We start from the raw sequence: 23,392 nt of genomic DNA on the forward strand, positions 1-23,392 counted from the left end.
CAGTGTATCATACTAGTATTTAATTTGCAATATAATTGACCTCATTTTAATAAACTTCATCAATTATATAGCTGCTCCTATCCCTATTTCCTTTGGCCTGTTTTTTTAAAGTGCTCATATATTCACCAATTTCATCTACATCTTTAAATCTATTGATATTTCCATACATTCCTCCAAATGCAATTGATGTAAGTGGAAAAATATCTTTATTACCTTTTCGATCAAAAGATTCTATGTAATTATTTTCTTTATCTTTTTCATTGAAAAAATTAAGTATTTTCAAATCAAATTCCCGGATCATCTCTTCACATAATTTATAACATTTAGCAGCAGTATCTTCTATTATGCACACAAAATCATCTCCTCCTAAGTGTCCTATAAAGCTATTATATGGGAAAGACTTCTTGATTTTATTTTCTAAAAAAATTGAAGTAAATTTTAATACCTTATCTCCATTTTCAAAACCATAGGTATCATTATATACTTTAAAATTATTTAAATCAGCATAAAGAAGTAAAAAATTATTTTTATATCCAATCATATCTTTAAGAGTTTTATTTATAATAGCATTACCTGGTAGTCCAGTCAAAGGATTGAGATTTTTTGCATAATTTTTTTCAAATTCCACTGTATATTCAAGTAAGCATTTAACTGTTACAATTCCACAATATTTGCTATTCTTTGTAACTATTACATAATCATAAATCTTACTATTTTCTCTTGCCATTGCAGTTTTTGATACTTCACTTATTGAATCATAATAATCTACTATGAGTGGTGAACAATCCATAATTAAAGATATAGGTCTTTTTAAGAACACCGAGATCCCATATTTTGTAGCAAGCATAGAATCAAGGTTATGTTTCATAATTAAACCTGTAGGAAAATTTTCATTTACTATACATACTCCTGTAACACCTGATTGTTCAAAAAATTTTTTTATATTTTCACTTTTAGTTGATACCGAAAATGTTTTGTTTTCTCGGGCAATATCTCCAATATAACTTTTCTCAAATTTAGCTTTGTTATCAGGTATTTTATTATAATCAATTATTTTTTCTCTTACATTTTGAGGAATATCTAAAAATGTTCCTGCTGGTCTTTGAAGGAAATATCCCTGACCAGCACAAACACCTATTTTAATTAAGGCTAAAAGTTCTTCTTTCGTTTCGATTCCTTCTGCAATAAGTCTCATATGAGTAGCTCTAGCTAAGTTTACAAATGTTTTCATTAATTCCTGCTTAAATGAATCTTTATCTATATCTTTTACAAAAGATATATCAATTTTAATATAATTAGGTTTTGTTTCCATTAGGGTTTTAAGCCCTGAATAACCTGCCCCTGTGTCATCAATTGCAATTTTATATCCTTGATTAATATAATTTTCAAGAGCACTTTTGAAACTTTTATAATCTTCTATAGCAGTTTTCTCTGTAATTTCAAAGATAATTGAGTCCGGAGACATATTGTGTTTTTTTAAAAATTCTTTTGTAAATCCACTTTTAAATCTCTCATCTCTAAATATTTTAGGATCTACGTTTATAAACAGCAGCTTATTTTTATCAATTGAATTTGCCTTTTCAATGGCTTTTACCCTACACAAAAATTCAAGTTCCCATGTTTTATTATACTTTTCCGCAGCTGAAAAAAGTTTATCTGGAAAATATAAAGGTGAACCTTTAGGTCCGCGACTAAGTGCTTCGTATCCTATAACAAAACCATTTTTTAAAGAAATAATAGGTTGAAAAACTGTACTTATACTCTCTTCCGCTAATATTTTATTAAGTTCATTATCTATACTCATTTACAGCACCCCATTAATTTAACTTTAAAAAAAGTATACATTTTATAAGTTAAATATGAGTTAAACATAAGTTAAATATTCTCTAATTATCAGTTAAAAAATAACTTGACACCTGCAATGTTTAATACAACATTGCCTATATGATCGGCAAAGGTTATAATTACCTTAAATATATCAATTTGATTTGAAAGGAAGATAACATTGGATAAAGGAAAATATCATCATGGCAACTTAAAAGAAGAAATGATAAAAAAGGGAATTGAGCTTCTAAACAATAGTGGATATGAAGATTTTTCTTTAAGAAAAGTAGCTAGAATGTGCAGCGTGAGCCATACCGCACCTTATAAACATTTTAAAAATAAGGATGAACTCATTTCTGCAATCATTATGGAAGTATCAAAAAGCTTTGAAAACTCTCTAAGTGAAATTGTAAATAAATATCCTTCCGATCCAAAAAAACAACTTGTTGAACTCGGAAAACAATATGTAAAATTTATGATTGAAAATCCAGACTATTTTAAATTTATTTTCTTAAGTGATTTTAGTAAACCTGTAAATATAAGCAAAGATAATAATTCATTCTATGAAGGTGGAGCCTTTCAGGTATTTAAAAGAAGTGCCATTAATTACCTAAAATCTGTATATAAAAACACTACAGAAGAAAAGGATCTATCTTTAGACATATTAACCATGTGGAGTGTGGTACACGGTATTTCTGTATTGCTATTAAATAATAGTATAAAATATGATGGAGATTACATTGATTTAGTTGATAAAATGTTGAATGAAAAAATAATAAAAATATATGATACTATATAAATTGCCCTGTAACTCTTGCAAATAAAATAAGGCTATAAGCTAAAATTCTCATAGTCTTACTTATTTAAATTTCTAAGCTAACTGCTCAACTTTTTTTGCAGCTTTAAATACTTTCCTGCCGCTTACTATATCTCCAGTAGGACATACCTTTGCACATAAATGGCATCCCTCGCATTTATCTTCAATAAGCTGTGGTTTCCTAGATTCATAGTTCCATTTTATAGCTTGATGTCCCCCATCAAAACAAGATATATAACATCTTCCACATCCAACACAATTGTGATCTCTAAATTCAGGATAAATTATATACTCCCTTTCAAGTTTATCTGCATTTACTACATTTTTAACTGCCAATCCCACTAAGTCTTCTACTTTTTCAAATTTTTTCTCTTCCATATAATAGGATAATCCACTTATCAAATCTTTTATTATTCTATATCCATATTGCATAACAGCTGTGGTAATTTGAATATTAGATGCTCCTAGCAGTAAAAATTCTACTGCATCTTCCCAAGTTTCTATTCCACCTATTCCACTTATAGGGATTCCCTTTAGCTTTTCACTCTTAGCCAAGTCACTTATAAATCTAAGAGCTATAGGCTTGATTGCCTTTCCTGAATATCCAGACACAGCTGACTTTCCATTTATTATTGGATAAGGTGAGAACTTATCCAAATCAACCCTGGTTATACTTTTTACAGTGTTTATTGCAGCTATTCCATCTGCGCCGCCATATATTGAAGCTTCTGCAGGTATTACCATATTCCCTATATTAGGAGTCATCTTGGCAAGTACAGGAAGTGAAGTTCCTCTTCTTACAGCTCTGCAGTATTTCTCTACAAGCTCAGGATTTTGACCCACATCTGAGCCCATGGATTCTTCCACCATCTGAGGGCATGAAAAGTTACATTCAATTATATCTGCACCTGCTTTTGTAACTAACTCTGCCAGCTTAGTCCACTGCTTCTCATTTTCTCCCATAATGGATGCAACAATAACTTTATCTTTAAATTCTCTCTTCAATTTACTTATACATTCTAGATTATATTCTAAAGGATGCTCTGATATCTGCTCCAAATTTTTAAATCCTATAAAAGGAGTATTCTCTTTGCCTATTGCATCAAATCTAGGAGATACCTCATCTGCAACATAAAAGCCTATAGTCTTAAATACCACACCAGCCCAGCCCATATCTAGGGCTTTAGCGCACATTTCAAAGTTATTGCTAATTACGGAAGAAGACAAGAAAAATGGATTTTGGCACTTTACGCCGCAAAACTCTATAGAAAGGTCTCTCATTTTAAATTACCTCCTCAACTTTTAAGCTCTCTTCATGAAGAAATTTGTGTATCATCCTTATTTTTATGGGTCTATCTATTTTTCCCCTTATACAATTTCTCTGACAATACATATTATTATTGCATGCAAGACCACATTCACCAGATTTATCTAAGTCATCCATAAACTTATGACAGGCTCCTTTATAATTCTTAAATCTTAGAGACATTATAATGTCTGCTGCATTTTTTCCTCCCGGGCATGCTTTGCTGCAAGGTGGATCATAACATAAAAGACATCTAGAAACTTCTTCTATTATCTGACTAAATCTCATATCATTTTTCTTGTCCATATTAAGTCCTCCTATTAATTATCTCTTTATCTTTCTCTTTAAGAATTTTCCCCAACCAGGTTTTCCTACAAATTCTCCATCTTTAAATACAACCTTTCCTCTTGATAAAGTCATAACTGGATATCCTTTCAATTTAACTCCTTCCCATATGGTATAATCTACATCAGAATGCATATTATCCTTAGAAATTGTAAATTCCTTTTTAGGATCATAGATTACAATATCAGCATCTTTTCCTATTACAATACTACCCTTTTGATTATCACACCCAAATATCTTTGCAGGGTTTGCACTACAAACTTCTACTGCTTTATTAAATGAAATTCTTCCTTTATTTGCTTCGCTCAACATATATGGATACATATTTTCTATGCCCATACACCCATTGGGTATTTTTGTAAAATTATCTTTTCCCCAATCTTTTTCAGAGCTTTGAAATGGGCAATGATCTGTGGCTATAGTAGAAATGTCACCTGTTTTTATACCTTTCCATAGGGCATCTAAACTTTCTTTTCCTTTCATTGGTGGGGAGCATACAAAATTTCTACCGTCTTCTCTCTTGTAAACTTCACTTGTAAAATATAAATATTGAGGACAAGTTTCTGCATATATTTCATAACCTTCATCTTTCGCCTTCTTTACTTCTTCCATACCTTCCTTGTTTGCAAGATGTACTATATAAAGGGGAGCATTTAATGACTTTGCCCAGTGTATTGCCCTCTTATCTGCTTCTGCCTCTACAAATTCAGGTCTTGACATATAGTGATACCAGGCAGAAGTTCTACCTTCTTTCAGATATTTCTCCGTTCTTATGTCTATTAAATCAGGATTTTCTGCATGTACTGAAATAAGTGCTCCTGTTTCTTTGGATTTTTCAAGTACCTGGCAAAGTACTCCGTCATCTGCCATAAGTCCTTCCTTTTTATATACCATATATACTTTAAAGCTTGGCAGCCCGTAATCTACTGCGGCTTGAAATTCATCTAAAATTTCTGGTCTTAAATCAGATATAACTACGTGAAAAGCGTAATCTACACAAGCTTGTGGTGCACAGAGTTCATCTCGTTCCCTAGCTGTTTGAATTATGCCGTGCCCTTTCTGCTGAAGTGCAAAATCAAAAACTGTCGTTGTACCTCCACAGGCAGCAGCTCTCGTTCCTGCCTCATAGCTATCTGCAGATATGGTGCCCCCAAAGGGCATTTCAAGATGTGTATGTGCATCTATTGCCCCTGGTAATACATATTTTCCTTCCGCATTTATTATCTCTTCTCCACTGACCTCAATTTCTTTTCCTATAGCTGCAATTTTTCCATTCTTTATACCTATGTCTGCTTTATAAGTGTCTTTAGACGTTATTATAATTCCGTTTTTTATAATCAAATCCATAATTTATCACCTCATAAAATAATCTAAAAGCTTTGTTCTTCAAATTCTTCAGGCTGGCTATTAATTTTACCTGAATCTTTAGATCCTGCACTTAATAAATAATAAACAGCAAATGAAACTCCAAAGCCTACAAACCAAGCATAATTTACTATTCCACTTAAGCTAGGAACTATTTTGCCTATAAGAGCTGCAAAAATTCCTAAAACAAGTGCAATAATTGCCTTTGGATTAAACCCTTTCTTATAGGTGTACAATCCTTCTTTAAGATACAGATCTTTAAGATTTACCTTGGTCTTTTTTATAAGCCAGTAGTCACATATGATTATTGCAGCTACAGGTCCAAGTATTCCAGAATAAGTGTCAAGCCATGTATACACATATCCACTAGGATCTGCTAAAAGCTTCCATGGCATTATGAGTATTCCTATAATACCTGTAATAAGCCCTCCCATTTTAAAACTTATATGTTTCGGTGCTACATTTGAAAAATCATTTGCTGGTGAAACAATGTTTGCAGCAATATTAACAGAAAGAGAGGCAACTACTATACCAAAGAAACCTACTAACATCGCAAATGGATTTGAAAATTTCGATATTATATCTACCGGGCTCCACATACTTTTGCCAAATATTACTGCAGTAGCAGAAGTTATTATTATACCCATAGCAGAAAATACTGTCATAGTTATAGGAAGTCCTAAAGATTGTCCTATTAACTGCTCTTTCTGACCTTTTGCATATCTTGTGAAATCTGGTATATTAAGGGACAGTGTTGCCCAAAATCCTACCATACTGGTAAGTGAAGCAGGAAATACTTTCATAAAATCACTCATGGTATGCAATTTGCCTGGTGAACTTAAAAGTGGTCCAAAGCCGTGAGCAAATTTAACTGCCCAAACCATCAAAATAAGAGCTAAAACCATAACTAGTGGAGCTGCCCAGTTTTCAAATTTTTTCAGCTGCTCCATGCCTTTGAATATAACAAACATCTCAAGGCCCCAGAATATCATAAATGTTATACCAGACGGCAAACTAAGTCCTGCTATTTGAAAACTTCCCCCAAGAGTTTTCCATCCTGGAATTACAGCTGAAAACAATACATTTAATGCACTTCCACCTATATAGGTATTTATTCCAAACCACCCGCAGGCAACAACTGCCCTTAAAATTGCAGGTATATTTGCACCAAATACCCCAAAGGATAACCTTGAAAATACCGGAAAGTTAATTCCATATTTAGTGCCCGGATGGGCATTCAATAAAATTGGTACTAAAACTATTAGGTTCCCAAGGGTAATTGTAAATAGTGCTTGCTTCCAGTTCATTCCCAGTGATATCAAGCTTCCTGCTAACATATAGGTAGGTATACAGTGAGCCATTCCAATCCAGAGAGCAGTGAAATTATAGGTATTCCAGGTTCTTTCCTTAACTGGAACTGGTGCGTTATCATCATTGTATAATTTGCTTTCCGTAACATGTGTATCGGATTGATCCAATTCATATATTTCTTTTTCTACTGGCTGTTCCATATAGATCCCCCTCTTTCTTTTAATAAATTAATACCTAAATAGATATTTTTACATCTTATCGATGTCTAGTATAGTTTGAAGCAGTACATTAGCACCTTTTACACAATTATCAAGAGGAGTTTTTTCTATTTCACAGTGGCTGTGTCCTCCAATGCTTGGAACAAATATCATAGTTACAGGAAGCATATCAGCTGCAAATTGAGAATCATGTCCAGGACCGCTGTACATTCTCATATTGGAATATCCATAAAGATTTGCATTTTTTTCAACCAGATTTACTAATTCTTTATTGAAACTGACAGTTTTACGTGCCCACAATTCCTCGTAGCTAACTTTGCAGCCTGCAAGTTCGGATGGAATGTTCTTAATTATATCAACTACCTGTTGTATTACTTTTGGATCTTGATGTCTTGCATCCAAAGTAAATTTAACGTCATCTGGTATAATTGTATGAACATTTGGTGAGCAGTTAATTCTTCCAGTAGTATAAACTAACTTGCCATCAAGTTTATCCAGTTCCTTGTGAAGATATAAAATGGCTTCAGATGCTGCCAAAAGAGCATCTTTTCTTAATTTTTGTGGAACAGTTCCTGCATGTCCAGCTTGACCTATAAATTCGAATTCATAGTTAACCATTCCAACAACACCCTCTACAACTCCAATATCCTTTTGGGCAGCTTCAAGTACTGGTCCCTGTTCAATATGCAATTCTAAAAGAGCCATATAGTCTTTAGGGTTTATTCTATTTTTTTCATCACCCTTATATCCACTTGCGTCCAAAGCTTCACCAAAAGTTACGCCTTCTGGGTCCTTTGATGCCAGCATCTTTGATTTATCAAATTTGCCAGTAACAACACCAGATGACATCATAGCAGGATCAAAACGTGCTCCTTCTTCGTTAGTCCATATCATAACTGTAATCGGATGGCGATGAGGAATATTTTCCCTAGCTATAGTTTCAGCTGCTTCCATTGCAGTCATTACTCCTAAAATTCCATCATAATTTCCGCCTTGTACTACTGAATCACAATGAGATCCCATTGCAATATGAGGCAGGTTTTCCAATCCCTTGAAAGTAGCATACATATTTCCCATATCATCTGTTACAATATCTGCACCTAGTGATTTCATTCTCTTCGTAAACTCCGCTCTTGCCTGAAGAGCTGCTTCTGATAAAGATAACCTTGTTATTCCACCGTGTCCTGTAGCACCAAATTTACTAAAAGTAGTGATTTTATCTTCCATTCTTTCTTTATCACAACTAACTTTTTTCATATCTTTTACTTCCATAATAAATATCTCCTTTACATTTTTTTAAATTGGTTTATAATATAATTGGTTAATTAATTTTAAGTGTCCTATTCTTCCACAAAAGGGACGCTTATTTTTTTAATGTTTTTACAAATTCATCTATAGAATACATAACCTTATCAAAAATATTCATAGCTTCTTCCATCTCTTCTTTATTTATAATAAGTGGAGGTGCTATCATTAAGCAGCTCTCATGAGAATAAGTTGAAAATCCTTTCTCTTTCAACATTCCAACTATCTTTGACATTATTCCATCTGGATCTTTTCCATAAGGTACTAGAGCCTCTCTAGTTTCTCTATCTTTTACCAGTTCTACTGCAGAAAACAATCCTATATATCTAACGTCTCCTACACTTGAATGTTTTTTCTTTATTTGCTCTAATTTTTGTCCTAAAATAACCCCCATCTTCTTAGAATTTTCTATTAGATTTTCTTCATCATACACATCTAATGTTGCGCATCCTGCGGCACAGGCTAGCGGGTGTGCATTGTATGTTAGTCCACACATAAGTACATTATCATCAAAAAATTTTGCTATTTTCTCACTTACAATTACTCCTCCAAGAGGCACATATCCACAAGTAATTCCTTTTGCAAATGTGATAATATCTGGTTTTACATTCCAGTTATTGCAGGCAAACCATTCTCCAGTTCTTCCCCATCCGGCCATAACTTCATCACAAACCATAATTATTCCAAATTCATCACATAGCTTTCTTATGCCTTGGAGATAACCTTCAGGTGGTATGATTACACCATTGCTGCCAGTTACACTTTCAACAACAACAGCTGCTACTTTATCCGTACCCTCGTATATAAGCTGCTCTCTAAGTTTGCTTAAATAAAATTTTGCAGCTTCTTTTTCACTTTCAAATCTTATTTTTTCTCTATAAATATAAGGATCAAAAAACTTTACAAATCCAGGTATTCCAGGTTCACAAGTATATCTTCTAGGCTCTCCACTTAAATTTGCAGCTCCAAAACTTGCTCCATGGTAGGAACGATATCTCGAAAATATCTTAAATCTTCCAGTAACCATCTTGGCTATTTTTATAGCATTTTCATTAGAATCTGATCCTCCTAATGTAAAGAATACTTTGGACATATTATCTGGTGCCTTTTCTATTACCCTAGCAGCCAATTTTGCCCTTACATCTACAGCATAGGAAGGTCCCATAAATGGCATTTTTTCTGCCTGTCTTTTTATAGCTTCTATTATCTTCTTATTTCCATGTCCTACATTTACATTAACTAATTGAGAAGACATATCAAAATACTTTTTTCCATCACTGTCCCAAAAATAAATTCCTTCAGCTTTGGTAATTACAATGGGCTTTAGATTTTTCTGTGCACTCCAGGAATGCAGGTTGTACTTTTTATCATATTCTCTAATTTGATCAACCTCTAAATCTAACTCAGTGTCTTCTAAAACTGCCATTTGAACTCCTCCTTAATATATCTTTTCATATATTTCTACTAACTGCTCTATCGTAGGTTTTCTCGGATTAAGCACCGTAGTTTTACTTTCCATAGCATCTTCTGCCATCTTTCTAAAATTGTCTTTGTCTACACCAACTTCTTTAAGTGATACTGGAAGTCCTGTTTCCAAGAAAATAGACCTTATAGTATCTACTGCAATCAAGCTTGCCTCTCTTACAGATTTTCCTTCTACATTTTCTCCCATAGCTTCTGCTATAACTTTAAATTTTTCAGCACAAGAAGCTCTATTAAACTTCATAACCTCTGTAAGCAAAATTGCATTTGCCATTCCATGGGGAACTTTATAATAAGCTCCTAAAGGCCTTGACATTGAATGAACAAGTGCTGTAGATGCATTGCTAAAAGCAAGTCCTGCATACATCTGTCCAAGAAGCATTTTTTCCCTAGATTCAATATCGCCTTTAAGGACTGACCGTGAAATATTACTGCTTATAATCTTTATTGCCTTTATTGCAAATGTATCTGACATTGGCTGTGCAGCCTTTGAAATATATGCCTCAATTGCATGAGTGAAAGCATCCATCCCTGTAGCTGCCGTAACCTGAGGCGGCATCATCATAGTCAAAAGTGGGTCTAAAATTGCTATTTCAGGTATTATAAAATTACTTGAAATAAGCATCTTTATCTTTCTTTCAGTATCTGTTATTATAGAAAACTTACTAACTTCACTTCCAGTTCCTGCTGTAGTAGGAACTGCTATAATAGGTATACCATAGGTTTTAGGCTGAATTTTTTCATAATCTAAAATATCCCCTCCATTTCCTATAACCATACTTACGGCTTTAGCTGCATCCATAGCACTTCCTCCACCTAATGCAACTATAAAATCTACTTTTTCTTCTTTTCCTGCTTTCACTCCTTCCCTTACAGTAATTACACTAGGATCTGATTCTACTTTATTAAATATAACAGGATCTATTCCCTGATCTTTTAAACTATAGTAAACTTTATCTAATGCACCTGTCTTTTTTGATGAATGTTTTCCTGTAACTATCATTGCCTTATTTCCAAACACCGCTGCTTCATTTCCAATAAAATTTACGGTATCTTTCCCATATATTATTTTGTTGGGACATTGAAAAACTGAATAATTCATAATTCCATCACCTAACTTGCTTAATTTGCAGTTTATTAATTTATTTATTGTTTGCTTAACAATTTATTAAATTTCATGTATATAATTTACCATATTTTAAATGTAATTAGTATGTCCACTATCAACAAATATACTTACAAATTTTTGTTCATTATAAATTATCATTAAATCAATTTCAAAAATACCCCAATTTTTATGCAGAGCATAATATTAAAGGCAATTTCATCATCCTTCAAATCACAGTTTAATATTTCCTCTATTCTGTTTATCCTATATTTTATAGTATTTCTATGGATGTACAGCTTTTCTGCAGTTTTACCCAAGTTTCTATTCTCCTTTAAATATGCAATTAATGTTTTTACTAGCACAGAAGAGTTTTTTTCATCATACATTTTAAGTTTAAGTAAATTTTCATCAAATAGTTTTTTCATCTCTTCATTTGTTTCTATATCAAAAAAAAGCCTGAATATACCTAAGCTCTTATACTTTATGACATAATCCCTTTTTCCAAAAATCTTAGATAACTTTAATGCTTTCATTGCCTCTAGTATTACACATTTAAAATCTTCTAAATCACTACATTCATCTCCTAATCCTATGCTTACAGTAATATCACCCATCCTCTTTGATATTTCTTTTCTTATAGATTCTGCAATCCTGTCTATATTTTCTATGGTAGAACATACCATAAAATAAAATGCATCACTTTGAACTGCATAAAAATATTTTTTACTATTTTCTTCCAAAACATATTCTATTATATCTTGCACACGATTTTTTATATTTGCTATAATCTCTTCATCCACTATATTTTTTTTCTTTATATAAGAACTAAAGTCATCAATATCAACTATTAGGCTGCAATATTTCTTTTCTCTTTTGTATCCATATAAAATTGCCCTGTCTAACATTTCCTCATCAATATTTATATTTTCAAAAATCACTTCTCGCATAAAATTATTCACAGATTCCTTATGTGCATTTCGTGCAAAAATAGCCCTGCAGATAATTTGAGTCACATCTATCAATTTAACCTCAAAAGGTAACTCAAATATAGGAAAATCTGCAGTATTTGCAAAATTTATAACTTCTTCAGGTGTCTCTTTTATATAAGGACCTATATTTATAACAAGACCGGATAAATTTCTAGAAGTAATGTCTTTGATAAATTTAAGAAGAACTTCTGAATTATTTCCTATTGCTATACCAGTAATAAATAAAAGTTCTCCTCCTTTTACAAAATCACTAACATCAGGTACTTCTATTACATGTGCCCAGGTAATTCCCCTGTCTAAGCCTCCTTTCCCAGCTACAACTCTCATTTTTTCAAGTCCTGGTAAATTTAATATATTCCTACAAGTAACAATCATATTTTTTATCCCTCTTTTATAATTTAATATGTATTTGTTAAAAATACACCAATATTTTTATTATTTATTTAAAATATTCCTGTATATAATTATAATATATTAATATTTTTTTGTAAAAGTACAAAAATCAAAATTGAATATTTTTACCTGTAATGCAGAGAATAAGCATAAACAGAGTTCTTGGCATGAGATGCTTAGAAATGGTTATCCAGGGACGTAGCTGCTCTTTGCTCACACTTGGATAAGTGGGAGTATTAGAGCAGGTAGTCATCGGATAAATTATAAAATAATTTTTTCTAGGAGAGTGATCTTTAATTGTGAAGAAGTTTTTTAATTCTAAAAACACTTCAAATCCTATTTATGTACAAAAGTTATCTGATGATAGATATAATTTGCCCTTAAATAAATCTCTTTCGAATAATTTACATGTATTACAGCAATTGTTTTCAAATTGTGCTGATGTTGTTTACCACAAATTTGTTATACATTCAATGAAATGTTCCTGCATACTCATTTTTTTTAATGGACTTTCGGATATAAGAGCAATTAATGAAAGCATATTACCTTCTATCATGAATATTAAAGGTGTTACTGAAAATGATTTAAAATGTGATCATACTGTAGAAATAATTAAAAAATATTTTCTCCAAATTACAAAAATAAGTGAATTATCAACTATGGGTCAAATTACAAATGCTCTCTTAAATGGAAATACTGTACTTTTGATAGACGATGATGATATTGCCTTAGAAATGACAACTCCCGGGTGGAAAGAAAAAGACGTATCGGAAACTGATGTTGAAAAGGTCATAAGAGGTCCAAACGAAGGATTTACACAAAATATTTCCATCAATATCTCACAACTCAGAAGAAAAATAAAATCTTCAGATTTAAAAGTTGAAGATTTTATAATCGGAAAACAAACTCAGACAAAAATAAGCATCACCTATTTACAGGGAATAGTAGATAATCATATTGTTGAAGAATTAAAAGAAAGGATTGAAAGAATAGACATAGATTCTATTCTAGAAAGTGGATATATAGAAGAGCTGATAGAAGATACTCATTATACATTATTTCCACAAATTCAGCACAGTGAAAAACCAGATAGAGTTGCCGCTGGAATTTTAGAAGGCAGGGTAGCCGTTTTAGTAGATGGTACTCCCTGCGTTTTAATACTTCCTGCTACTTTAATTCAATTTTTGCAAACTAGTGAGGATTATTATGAAAGATATACTACTACCATATTTGTACGTTTCATAAGATTAATTTTCTTTGTGATTTCGCTGCTGCTCCCAGGATGTTTTGTTGCAATTATTTTATATCATAAAGAAATGATTCCTACACCTTTACTTATTAGCATTATGGGAGCTGCCCATGGAGTTCCTTTTCCTATTTTTATTGAAGCATTGTTCATGGAAATAACCTTTGAAGCACTTAGAGAAGCAGGTATACGTCTTCCTTCATCAGCTAGCCAAACTGTAGGTATTGTTGGTGCACTTGTTATTGGTGATGCAGCTGTTAAAGCTGGGATTACTTCTCCTATTATGGTTATTGTTATAGCCATTACAGCAATAGCTTCTTTTAGCATTCCGTCTTATGATATGGGGTATACCATTCGTATTTTACGTTTTTCCATGCTGTGTTTAGGCGCATTTTTGGGACTATATGGAATTTTATTAGGGATCATTATACTTTTAATTCATCTATCATCATTAAGTTCTTTTGGTGTAAAATATCTTTCTCCGTTAGCTCCCTTAAGTTTAAAGGATTTGAAAGATACTTTAATAAGATTTCCTTGGCCTTATATGAAATGCAGACCTCACTTTGCCAATGCTAATAATCTGCATCGGCAAAAGTCATCATCTAAAAACAACAAAGACGAGAAAGGACAATAAAATATGAAGTATAAATCGACATTATTTTATATTTTAATCTTTACATTTTCCATTTCACTTTACGGTTGTAGTAGTGATAAAAGCGAACTAAATGAAATTAATGTTGTGGCTGGCATTGGTATTGATAAAATATCCAGTAATAACACTTTTCTTATAACATTAGAGATTATTAATCCCAGCCATTCAAAAGGTGATTCTACTGTATCTAAAAGAGAAAATAAATCTATTATTCAAGTAAGCACTGGTCATTCTATTTTTAGTACAATGCAAAACTTTTCAAAAAATAATCCTGTATTACTTGACTTTTCACATGCCAAAGTAATCATTTTATCAAGAGAATTATGTGAGTCGGAATCAGAAGTTTCTGAAGTAATGGATTATTTAAGTAGAAATCGTCAAATTCGAAGTACTAGTTGGATATTTGTTTCAAATAAACCAGCTAGGGAAATTTTACAAAGTAGAATACTTGGTGACTCTGCAACTTCAACTGCTATAAATAGCATGATGACCTTATTTAAAAAAAATGGACCTATTGTACCTATAAATATAAATAATTTTATTATAGAGTCAAAAAATGAATCAAAATCGACCTTTGCCCCTGTAATCGATATAGAAAAATCAAAAGATAGTACTGCTGCCAAAATTACAGTTGAAAGAATGGCCATTTTTAAAAATAATCATTTAATGGGAATACTTACCAGTGAAGAATCTAAGAGCCTTTTGTGGATAGTCGATTATGCAAAGGGTCATGAAGTTATCTTTCCTATTAAATCAGGTATAAATGATAACGTAACTATAGATGTTTTTAAAAAATCTGACAAAATAATTCCTCATTTAACTGAAAATGGTATTAATACGGAAATTCAATGTAGTGGTACTGCTTTTATTGAGGAAACACAAAATATTAATATCAGCCCTGAAGCTATAAATAATCTTCAATATAATATTGAATCTACACTAGAAAGTCAATTAAATAAATTAATATATAAATCACAAAAGGACTTAAATACAGACTTCATTGGTTTTTCAACTAAAATATACAACAATAATCCAAAAGAATGGATTAATATAAAAAAAAATTGGTCTCAAATATTTCCAAATATAAAATATGAAATTAATTTCAAAATTAAAGTAACTAATATAGGAATAGTTAAAGATCCTGTTATAACAACCAAGGAGGAAAATAGTAAATGACTGCTATTGTAATTATTTCATCATTCCTAATAGGAATACTTGAGGGAATACCTCTAGTAAAAAAAAAAATGTGGAAAGAATTATCGTGTGTTGTGATTTTATTAATTATGGCTTTATTTTTTCAAGTTAGTATAAATTTAGGCATGGCAACTCCCATAGATTTAATAGAAAAATTATTTGAGCCTATTGGAAAAACATTTTTTAATAAATTATAAATTTCGGATTGAGGTGAATAAATATGCATGAAAAAGAAGTTATCACTACAAATCAATTTATATGGATGCTTTTTTGTATAATTACATCTTTTACCGGACTGCACGTAATTCGATTGCTAATTTTTCAAGCAAGAAGAGATGCCTGGCTATCTGTAATCTTAGCCTGGGTGTTAGATGTACTCCTTGCTGTTGTCTATGCTTATATGGGCATAAGATTTCCAGGTCAGAATATGGTGCAGTACAGCATGACTATTCTTGGAAAAAAGTTAGGTAAAATCATAGGAATATTATTTCCCATTTTCTTCTTGCTCGTATCTTCTGCACTGCAAAGAGGACTGAGTATAATACTTAATACTGCATTTTTTCCAAAAACTCCAGTACAAATAATTCTTATTTCCTCTTATCTTGTAGTTGGATACGCTGTTTTAAAAGGAATAGAAGTAATAGGAAGAGTTTGTGAAATTTTAGGTCCTTTTTATTTATTTAGTTGTATTGTACTATTTTTGTTTTTTATTCCTGATGTAAAAATAGATAGACTTAAACCACAACTGGAAGCTGGCCTATATCCAGCTTTAACAGGTACTCCTCTTATTCTATCCTTTATAGGAATATGTATTATTATGGGTATGTATATTCCCATTTGCAATCATCCAGAAAACGGATTTATTGCAAAATTTACCGCTGTCAGTTCAGGTACTTTTGTCATTTTCTCACTTGTTATTAGTACAATAGGAATTTTCAGTTATCCACAATCTAAAAATATGATTAATGTAAGCCTTGAACTCACAAGATTTGTTCATTTAGGTGATTTTTTTGAACGGGTGGAGGCTATCTGGCTTATGATTATGATAGGTGCAGCAATTACAGCATCTGGCAGTATGATATGGGCTTTTAGCACCGGTATATCTCAAATTATAGGACTAAATACATATAAGCCTCTGGTTCTTCCTTCCATACTAGTTTCTTTTGTTATCGGTATAACTTCCTTCAAAAATAGCCTGGATCTAGTAAACTTTAGTTTATACTCATATCCCCTTATAGCTGTATTTGTTGAAACAGGATTAGAAATGTTTCTTTTCTTTGCAGCTTTAATCTTAAAGAAAAAAGGCTAACTTAAATGATCATCATCTTTATCTACTATATTCTTTACTTTATTTTTATACTTACTAAAGAGATGCTTTTGAAAAAAATAAAAGATTAAAAAGCAGGTTAAAACTAAAGATATTCCTATAATAATGGAAATAAAATTATTGACACCTATTCTATCCATATTTATACCTCCCCTCTTACAATATATTTCCCAATATTATAGATTTCATTAATCTTATAGCGTTTCTAAATTAAAAATCAACTTATACGCAGAAATATTTAACGAGCTAAATGTTGTAAAAAATATCCGGAGCATAAGTTGATTGTTCGTTTAGAAAAGCTATATTTAATGTTTCTTTAATTGTGCTTCATAAACCTTTTTTATTTTCTCAATAATACTACATTCATTAAAACTTCTATCATAAATATTAGAGACCTTCATTACTCCCATAATGCTGTTAGTTAAAAAAACACTATCTGCAGACATTAAATCTTCCTTACTGAATTCACCTTCAGTAATATTAAAGTTATTTATTATGAACTTTCTTACTGTACCCTCAAGTAATCCACATTTTTTAGATGGAGTATATATTTTTTTATTCTTTGTAAAAAACACATTAGATACACTGCCCTCTGATAGTTTATCCTCTGTATTAAAAAACAGCACCTCATTGTATCCCTCATCAATACATTTTTCATGTTCTAATATATTTTCTAAATAATTTAAAGATTTTAAGTATGTAAGTTGAGAAAATTCATTTCTCCTAACAGAACTTATTTTAACTTTAAAACCTATTTTATACTGTTCCTCAGTATAATTGTTCTTTCTAATATTAAACAACGTATTTTCCTCTGTAACTACTAACTTCAGCACACAATTATTACACTGAAGCTTGTTAACAGCATCCATAACTTCGTCTTCAGTAATTTCTTTATCTATTCCTATAATAGAAAGACCTTTATTTATCCTATACAAATGATTTTCAAGAAAAAGCGGCTCATTGTTTACAAGCATAGTTTCAAAAAGTCCTCTTCCAAAATAAAAACCGGTATCTAAAAAAACTTTATCATCTTCTACCAGCTTACCATTTAAGAGCATCATAACTGCTATTCACCCCTTTACAATACTTTCATCAAAACTCTAGCCTTATCAAGTGTTTCATCATATTCTGCTTCATCATCAGATTCCCAGGTAATTCCTCCACCAACACCTAAATAAGCTTTTCCATTTTTTATAAGTATAGTTCTAATAACTATATTTAAATCCACATTACCATCAAAACCTAAGTATCCTATGCACCCTGTATAAATATTTCTTCTAGTAGGTTCTAATTTCTCAATTACCTCCATAGACCTGACTTTAGGTGCACCAGTTATAGAACCACCTGGAAAACATGCTTTTATACAATCTATTGCTGTATACTTATCTTTTAATTTTCCTACAACAGTTGATACCAAGTGAAATACTGTACTATATTCCTCTAATTTAAAAAGTTCTGTTACCTTTACAGAATATGGCTTGCATACCTTGCTTAAATCATTTCTCTCTAAGTCTACAATCATTAATAACTCAGACCTATCTTTTTCACTATCTATAAGTTCTTGTCTGTTTTTTAAATCTTCTTCTTTATTTTTACCTCTAGGTCTTGTCCCTTTAATAGGTCTTGTTTGAACAAGGTTATTTCTTACTTCTAAAAATCTCTCCGGTGAAGAAGATACTATACTAAAATCTTCAACATTCATTAATGCAGCAAATGGTGCTGGATTAATATGCCTTAAATCTTTATATACTTCATAAGGATCTTTTTTTGTTTCACAGCAGAATCTTTGTGTTAGATTTGTAATATAAATATCCCCATTTCTTATAAACTGTCTGACCTTTTCTACAGTTTCTACATATTCCTCCCTGCCAAAGTTTGATACAAATTTTGTATCACTATCATTTACTTTTCCATATTTAATTTTATGTCCTTTGGATATTTTATCTTTTATTTCATTAATGCTGTCTTTTTCTGACTTTAATATACCTAAAGATGTAATATAAGTCTTCTTTTTTAAGTTATCTACTATTACTGCATTATCATAGAAATAAAAATAGCAGTCAGGTATTTTTATTTCTTCTATAGTCATAACAGGAAGCTCTTCTATAGTTCTCTCTATATCATAAGAGAAATATCCCATAGCCCCAGCTATATATGGAAGCTCTGTATTATTTTCAATTTTGTACTTTGCAATAAGTTTTTTAAGTTGGTCAAAAGGGTCGCCATTAAATTCTTTTTTATTTATAGTACAAATATTATTTTCATATTTAAAAGTAGTAAAAGAGTTTAATCCTATAAAAGAGTATCTGCCTAAATCTTCGGCTCCCATGCCGCTGTCTAAAATGGTAACTGTTCTGTCTTCTTTAAACAGCGAGTAAATATCAAAAGCATCTAATTCTGTTTTTATTTCTTCAATGAAGAACTTCATATAATTCCCCCTTACTAAACATTCTTGCTTCTTCTATAAAATTCTTAAGCATTTCATGTCCACATTCTGTGAGCTCTGCTTCGGGATGAAATTGTACTCCTTCAACAAGATACTTTTCATGCCTAACCCCCATTATAACTCCATCTGAAGTTTCACAGGTTATATTAAGACACTTAGGAAGTGTTTCCTTTTCTATTACTAACGAATGATATCTTGTAACCTCTACAGGATTTTTGATTTCTTTAAATACTCCTATATTTTTATGATGGACTTTGAATATTTTACCATGTACAGGCTCCTTACCCTTTATTATATTAGCCCCAAAGGCATACCCGATACATTGATGTCCAAGGCATATACCTAAAATAGGAATTTTACCACTAAATTTTTTAATTATATCCACACAAATGCCCGATTGCTCAGGTGACTTAGGTCCTGGAGAAATTATAATCCCTTCTGGATGCATTTTTTCCACATCTTCCAATGCTAATTTATCATTTCTACAAATCTTAACCTCTTCATTTAGTTCTTCTAAATACCTTACCAAGTTGTATACAAATGAATCATAATTATCAATCATAAGAAACATGAATTTTCACTCCTCGGCATTAATTTATATTGCTTTTTAACCTTATTCATTTACATTTCAGTACAATTATCTTTACAATTTTCACCAATTTTATCATAATTCTTTTGGTTAGTTTAATAGGTAATCAGCAGTTCTAATAAATTACCTCCCTTATAAAATATTTCTATTATATTTAAAAATAAAAAAAGCACATAGCGCATTTAATTTATCCAATGTTATCATCTGCAAACAACTCACCTGCTTTACAAAAACTGCAAGTTTTATGCTGTGTATAAAGAATTCTTTGACTTTAATCCATTAGAATTCTTATGTACATAGGTTTGCTAAACCCTGGATAAGTTTTATACACTATATGCCTTTATTTTTAAATTCTATTATTAATAAAAGATACTAATTAAAATCTTAAATTTCTATAAGTAAGTATATCACATTTCAATAAATCATATCAATAATGAAAAATTCCAATTAGATTACTGCTGCCAATGTTAGTTATTACAGGTTAGGAATCTCTTTTAATAAGTTTCTCTAAGTATACTAATTCGATAAGTAATTAATTTTATTTTATACACAACTTTTTCTGAATACAAGGCTGTATAATTGGTTATCACTATATAATAGAGGTGATTATATATGACAAACATAAGAAATAATAAAACCCCTTATATTAAGTTTAAACATTCAAATGATAAATTTAATATGGAAGCCGCAAGGGAATTAGGAATTGATTTTCCTAATTTTAATCAAACAACCTCAAAAATTATATATGCTTATGAGCTTGGATTAAACGATAGGCTCTAATCTTATCTGGAGTCTGTAATAAAAAAATCAAAATAAAAGGATGGCGATATTTGTCCATCCTTTTATTCTTATCTTTGAGGGGATATCAATTATATCAATTATGTACTACACTTTATTGTTTTCATTTTCGCTAAGTCTATTTCCTTAGGACACTTATAATTATATTAGTTATTTGTTACAATTTAATGTCCTATAAATAAAATAACTATTTATTTTTTGAACACTATGTAAACAATATAATAACTCTGTTTATAGTATAATAATTTGGATTTCGTACATTCTATTATTATAAGGATATCAATGTATTAAAGCTACTAAATGTTTAAGTTTTAGATAAACCAGAATATTCTTTTTTCAATACATTGATAATTACCTTTATGCTGGGGATGACAAATCCCCAGTATTTATGTTATTTATAGTTAGTTTTGTATAGTAATATTATTTTCTTTCATCCAAAACTTCTTTTGATACACTTAATCTGCCTATGCACTTACAACCTTGTTACGACATTTTTTAGCTTCATATAAAGCTTCATCTGCAGTCTTAATAAATTGTTCAATAGATAACATATCAGATGGAGTAACAGTGCAAATTCCTAAACTAATGGTAATATAATTGGAAATAGAAGAGTACATATGTGGAATAGCTAACTGTTCAACCTTTTTTCTCAATTGTTCTGCAAATTCCAGCACACTTTCTTTTTCCATATGGGTAAGTACAACAGCAAATTCCTCTCCTCCATATCTGGCAACAGTATCTGAGGAACGCCTTGCAGAAGATGAAAGTACCCTTGAAACTTGCCTTAAACAATCATCTCCAGCTTGATGACCATAACTATCATTAAATCCCTTAAAAAAATCAATATCTATCATAATTAATGACAGTGGTATAAAATAGCGTCTGCACCTATCCCATTCTGCTTCTATTGTTTTATCAAATACAAAACGGTTGAAGATACCTGTTAAACTATCAATTTGAGAAAGTTTTTCTAATTTTTGATTTACCCTCTCTAATTCATCGTTTTTTTTCTGTATTATTTTTCTATTGTTAAAATCATCTACTTGATTTTTATATCTCATACATGATATCATCCAGGATATTATTAAAAAAATAGTACTATTAGTACAATTTGCATACAATATATCGCTTGATTTCTGAAAATATGGCAGAAGAAAAAGAAATGGTAAATGAACAATTAAATACATAATCAATAATGTAATTGGTTTAAAAATCGGAGTTACAGCAACTGCTATAATTGATATGGCATATACAATAATCTGCCCAGAATATAATTGATCCAACAAAGATACACCTGCACACCAACACAATATCATGATTGTAAAAGATACTCCAACAACATTAATACTTGTCTCATGTTTAGAAATGTTATTTTCTAATTTAGCAAATATAAATAAATATACCATCATTGTCAAAATTAGTAATATATCCATAGCTGAATAATATATGTCAGTTTTCTTTGGAAAAATATTTTCCCCTATAGTAAACAAAATTACAAGCTCTGCAGCTTCTATAACAATGAAAGTTACTGCTGTAATTTTTCCCCTAGTTAAATTAATCCCATTAATATTTACAACAAATTCTTCTTTATACTTGTCCAATACTGATGCCAATATAAAACTTCTTATCAATCTGACTATTTTAAAAAACATCTTTTTCACCTTTATTTGAAAGATTTTTATCTGATATACTACTTTTATCAATTAGGGTATAGATAAATTATATCACCATTTATAAGAATTTTCTCCTACTATTTATTCTTCTTTTATCCATACTTATCAATGTTAACATCCTATTCACTTATTTGTAATAAAGCTGTCACAGAGCAGTGAGATTATGTGATAAATCAAAGAAATATTTAGGAGGTAATTAAAAATGTTAAAAAGAAACCTTAAAATAGTATCCGCTTTAGCCCTTGTTGTATCAATTGGTACAGGATTTACTACAGTTAACGCAGCCTCACTTTCTAACAAGACAGCAAAATCAGTATACTGCTCTAGTAAAAATTTCAAAACAAAAAATAATCAAAATTTCTTAAAAACTAAACTTGATCCTCTAGTAACCGCAGGTACCATCACTCAAGATCAAGAAACTGCCGCATTAAATCTTCTAACTTCTTCTAAAACTAATAAAAAATCAAATACTCAAGCAAAAAAAGAAAAGACTAAAGATTCATTGAAGACTACTCTTGATTCCTTGGTAACTGCAGGTACTATCACTAAAGATCAGGAAACTGCTATATTAAATAGCAGTAGTCAAAAAAAAGCTGAAAAAAAAGCTGAAATGGATAAAGTCAAAAATATGACTCAAGCTGAACGTAAAGCCTATTTTCAAAGTAAAAAAACTGCAAGAAAAACTAACTTCTTAGACTCTCTAGTAACTTCAGGCACTATTACTAAAGATCAAGAAACTGCTATAAAAAATCTACTTACTTCTAATAAAAATGCAAACATTCAAGCTAAGAAAGAAAAATCCACAACTTTCTTAAAGACTAAACTTGATACCCTAGTAACTTCAGGATCTGTTACTCAAGATCAAGAAACTGCTATTATAAACGCTTTAACCTCTTCTACTAGTAAAAGCACAAAAAATTAAAAATAGTTTTTAATAAAAAATGTGATCATTTTATATGGTCACATTTTTTATACAATTTTTTTAATTAAATACTTGTGTATTT

Annotated in this window: 21 protein-coding genes; 7 read left to right on the forward strand and 14 right to left on the reverse strand. The window is 30.9% G+C overall.

Features of this window, described 5'->3' with window-relative positions; translation table 11 throughout:
• Positions 1-46: 46 nt before the first annotated feature.
• The gene (locus tag DMR38_RS17960; protein WP_127722639.1) at positions 47-1,804 is read right to left on the reverse strand and encodes a GGDEF domain-containing protein; all 1,758 of its coding nucleotides are present in this window, start codon (positions 1,802-1,804) and stop codon (positions 47-49) included.
• 201 nt (positions 1,805-2,005) lie between these two features.
• On the opposite strand from DMR38_RS17960, the gene DMR38_RS17965 reads away from it, so the two are divergent.
• On the forward strand, positions 2,006-2,623 hold the full coding sequence (locus DMR38_RS17965; RefSeq protein WP_127722641.1) for a TetR/AcrR family transcriptional regulator: 618 nt from the start codon (positions 2,006-2,008) through the stop codon (positions 2,621-2,623).
• 72 nt (positions 2,624-2,695) lie between these two features.
• Here DMR38_RS17965 and preA read toward each other — a convergent pair whose 3' ends face one another.
• The 8 genes from preA to DMR38_RS18005 form a co-directional block, all read right to left on the reverse strand.
• The gene (preA, locus tag DMR38_RS17970) at positions 2,696-3,922 is read right to left on the reverse strand and encodes an NAD-dependent dihydropyrimidine dehydrogenase subunit PreA (RefSeq protein WP_127722643.1); all 1,227 of its coding nucleotides are present in this window, start codon (positions 3,920-3,922) and stop codon (positions 2,696-2,698) included.
• Between the two features lies 1 nt (position 3,923).
• Positions 3,924-4,253: a hypothetical protein gene (locus tag DMR38_RS17975; protein ID WP_127722645.1), complete on the reverse strand. Its 330-nt coding sequence runs from the start codon at positions 4,251-4,253 to the stop codon at positions 3,924-3,926.
• 18 nt (positions 4,254-4,271) lie between these two features.
• Positions 4,272-5,639: a dihydropyrimidinase gene (hydA, locus tag DMR38_RS17980; RefSeq protein ID WP_127722647.1), complete on the reverse strand. Its 1,368-nt coding sequence runs from the start codon at positions 5,637-5,639 to the stop codon at positions 4,272-4,274.
• Positions 5,640-5,662: 23 nt separating this feature from the next.
• A complete protein-coding gene (locus tag DMR38_RS17985) occupies positions 5,663-7,168 on the reverse strand; it encodes an NCS1 family nucleobase:cation symporter-1 (RefSeq protein ID WP_127722649.1) in 1,506 nt (501 codons plus the stop codon).
• Positions 7,169-7,216: 48 nt separating this feature from the next.
• Positions 7,217-8,443: a Zn-dependent hydrolase gene (locus DMR38_RS17990; RefSeq protein ID WP_127724157.1), complete on the reverse strand. Its 1,227-nt coding sequence runs from the start codon at positions 8,441-8,443 to the stop codon at positions 7,217-7,219.
• A gap of 106 nt (positions 8,444-8,549) precedes the next feature.
• Positions 8,550-9,917: an aminotransferase class III-fold pyridoxal phosphate-dependent enzyme gene (locus DMR38_RS17995; protein ID WP_127722651.1), complete on the reverse strand. Its 1,368-nt coding sequence runs from the start codon at positions 9,915-9,917 to the stop codon at positions 8,550-8,552.
• Positions 9,918-9,929: 12 nt separating this feature from the next.
• Positions 9,930-11,075 carry an iron-containing alcohol dehydrogenase gene (locus DMR38_RS18000; protein WP_127722653.1) on the reverse strand — a complete coding sequence of 382 codons (1,146 nt, stop codon included), beginning with the start codon at positions 11,073-11,075 and terminating at the stop codon, positions 9,930-9,932.
• 164 nt (positions 11,076-11,239) lie between these two features.
• Positions 11,240-12,445 carry a PucR family transcriptional regulator gene (locus DMR38_RS18005; RefSeq protein WP_127722655.1) on the reverse strand — a complete coding sequence of 402 codons (1,206 nt, stop codon included), beginning with the start codon at positions 12,443-12,445 and terminating at the stop codon, positions 11,240-11,242.
• Positions 12,446-12,762: 317 nt separating this feature from the next.
• On the opposite strand from DMR38_RS18005, the gene DMR38_RS18015 reads away from it, so the two are divergent.
• Genes DMR38_RS18015 through DMR38_RS18030 form a run of 4 tightly spaced genes read left to right on the forward strand, consistent with a single transcriptional unit; the run spans position 12,763 to position 16,864 of the window.
• Positions 12,763-14,343 carry a spore germination protein gene (locus DMR38_RS18015; protein ID WP_127722657.1) on the forward strand — a complete coding sequence of 527 codons (1,581 nt, stop codon included), beginning with the start codon at positions 12,763-12,765 and terminating at the stop codon, positions 14,341-14,343.
• 3 nt (positions 14,344-14,346) lie between these two features.
• Complete coding sequence (locus tag DMR38_RS18020) at positions 14,347-15,537, forward strand: Ger(x)C family spore germination protein (RefSeq protein WP_127722659.1); 1,191 nt, start codon at positions 14,347-14,349, stop codon at positions 15,535-15,537.
• A complete protein-coding gene (locus DMR38_RS18025; RefSeq protein ID WP_127722661.1) occupies positions 15,534-15,752 on the forward strand; it encodes a hypothetical protein in 219 nt (72 codons plus the stop codon). The genes DMR38_RS18020 and DMR38_RS18025 overlap by 4 nt, the downstream gene beginning before the upstream one ends.
• Positions 15,753-15,775: 23 nt before the next feature.
• Entirely contained in the window at positions 15,776-16,864 is a 1,089-nt protein-coding gene (locus DMR38_RS18030; RefSeq protein ID WP_127722663.1) for a GerAB/ArcD/ProY family transporter, read from the forward strand.
• Here DMR38_RS18030 and DMR38_RS21975 read toward each other — a convergent pair.
• The 4 genes from DMR38_RS21975 to DMR38_RS18045 all read right to left on the reverse strand — a co-directional run bounded on the left by DMR38_RS21975 (position 16,861) and on the right by DMR38_RS18045 (position 19,899).
• Positions 16,861-17,022 (reverse strand): hypothetical protein, encoded by a 162-nt coding sequence (locus tag DMR38_RS21975; RefSeq protein WP_175413054.1) that lies wholly within the window; start codon positions 17,020-17,022, stop codon positions 16,861-16,863. The two genes, DMR38_RS18030 and DMR38_RS21975, sit on opposite strands and share 4 nt — an antisense overlap.
• Before the next feature lie 165 nt (positions 17,023-17,187).
• Positions 17,188-17,943 (reverse strand): aminotransferase class IV, encoded by a 756-nt coding sequence (locus DMR38_RS18035; RefSeq protein ID WP_127722665.1) that lies wholly within the window; start codon positions 17,941-17,943, stop codon positions 17,188-17,190.
• A gap of 17 nt (positions 17,944-17,960) precedes the next feature.
• Positions 17,961-19,310, reverse strand: a complete 1,350-nt coding sequence (pabB, locus tag DMR38_RS18040) for an aminodeoxychorismate synthase component I (RefSeq protein WP_127722667.1) — start codon at positions 19,308-19,310, stop codon at positions 17,961-17,963.
• A complete protein-coding gene (locus DMR38_RS18045; RefSeq protein ID WP_127722669.1) occupies positions 19,294-19,899 on the reverse strand; it encodes an aminodeoxychorismate/anthranilate synthase component II in 606 nt (201 codons plus the stop codon). Before DMR38_RS18045 ends, pabB begins: the two co-directional genes overlap by 17 nt.
• Positions 19,900-20,529: 630 nt before the next feature.
• Between DMR38_RS18045 and DMR38_RS21980 the strand changes: the two genes are divergently transcribed.
• Positions 20,530-20,697 carry a hypothetical protein gene (locus tag DMR38_RS21980; protein ID WP_175413055.1) on the forward strand — a complete coding sequence of 56 codons (168 nt, stop codon included), beginning with the start codon at positions 20,530-20,532 and terminating at the stop codon, positions 20,695-20,697.
• A gap of 482 nt (positions 20,698-21,179) precedes the next feature.
• Here the strand turns inward: DMR38_RS21980 and DMR38_RS18050 are convergent, their stop codons facing one another.
• Entirely contained in the window at positions 21,180-22,346 is a 1,167-nt protein-coding gene (locus DMR38_RS18050) for a diguanylate cyclase (protein WP_175413056.1), read from the reverse strand.
• A gap of 244 nt (positions 22,347-22,590) precedes the next feature.
• On the opposite strand from DMR38_RS18050, the gene DMR38_RS18055 reads away from it, so the two are divergent.
• Positions 22,591-23,310, forward strand: a complete 720-nt coding sequence (locus DMR38_RS18055; protein WP_127722673.1) for a hypothetical protein — start codon at positions 22,591-22,593, stop codon at positions 23,308-23,310.
• Positions 23,311-23,392 lie beyond the last annotated feature (82 nt).

Source organism: Clostridium sp. AWRP (assembly GCF_004006395.2).
GTDB lineage: Bacteria > Bacillota > Clostridia > Clostridiales > Clostridiaceae > Clostridium_B.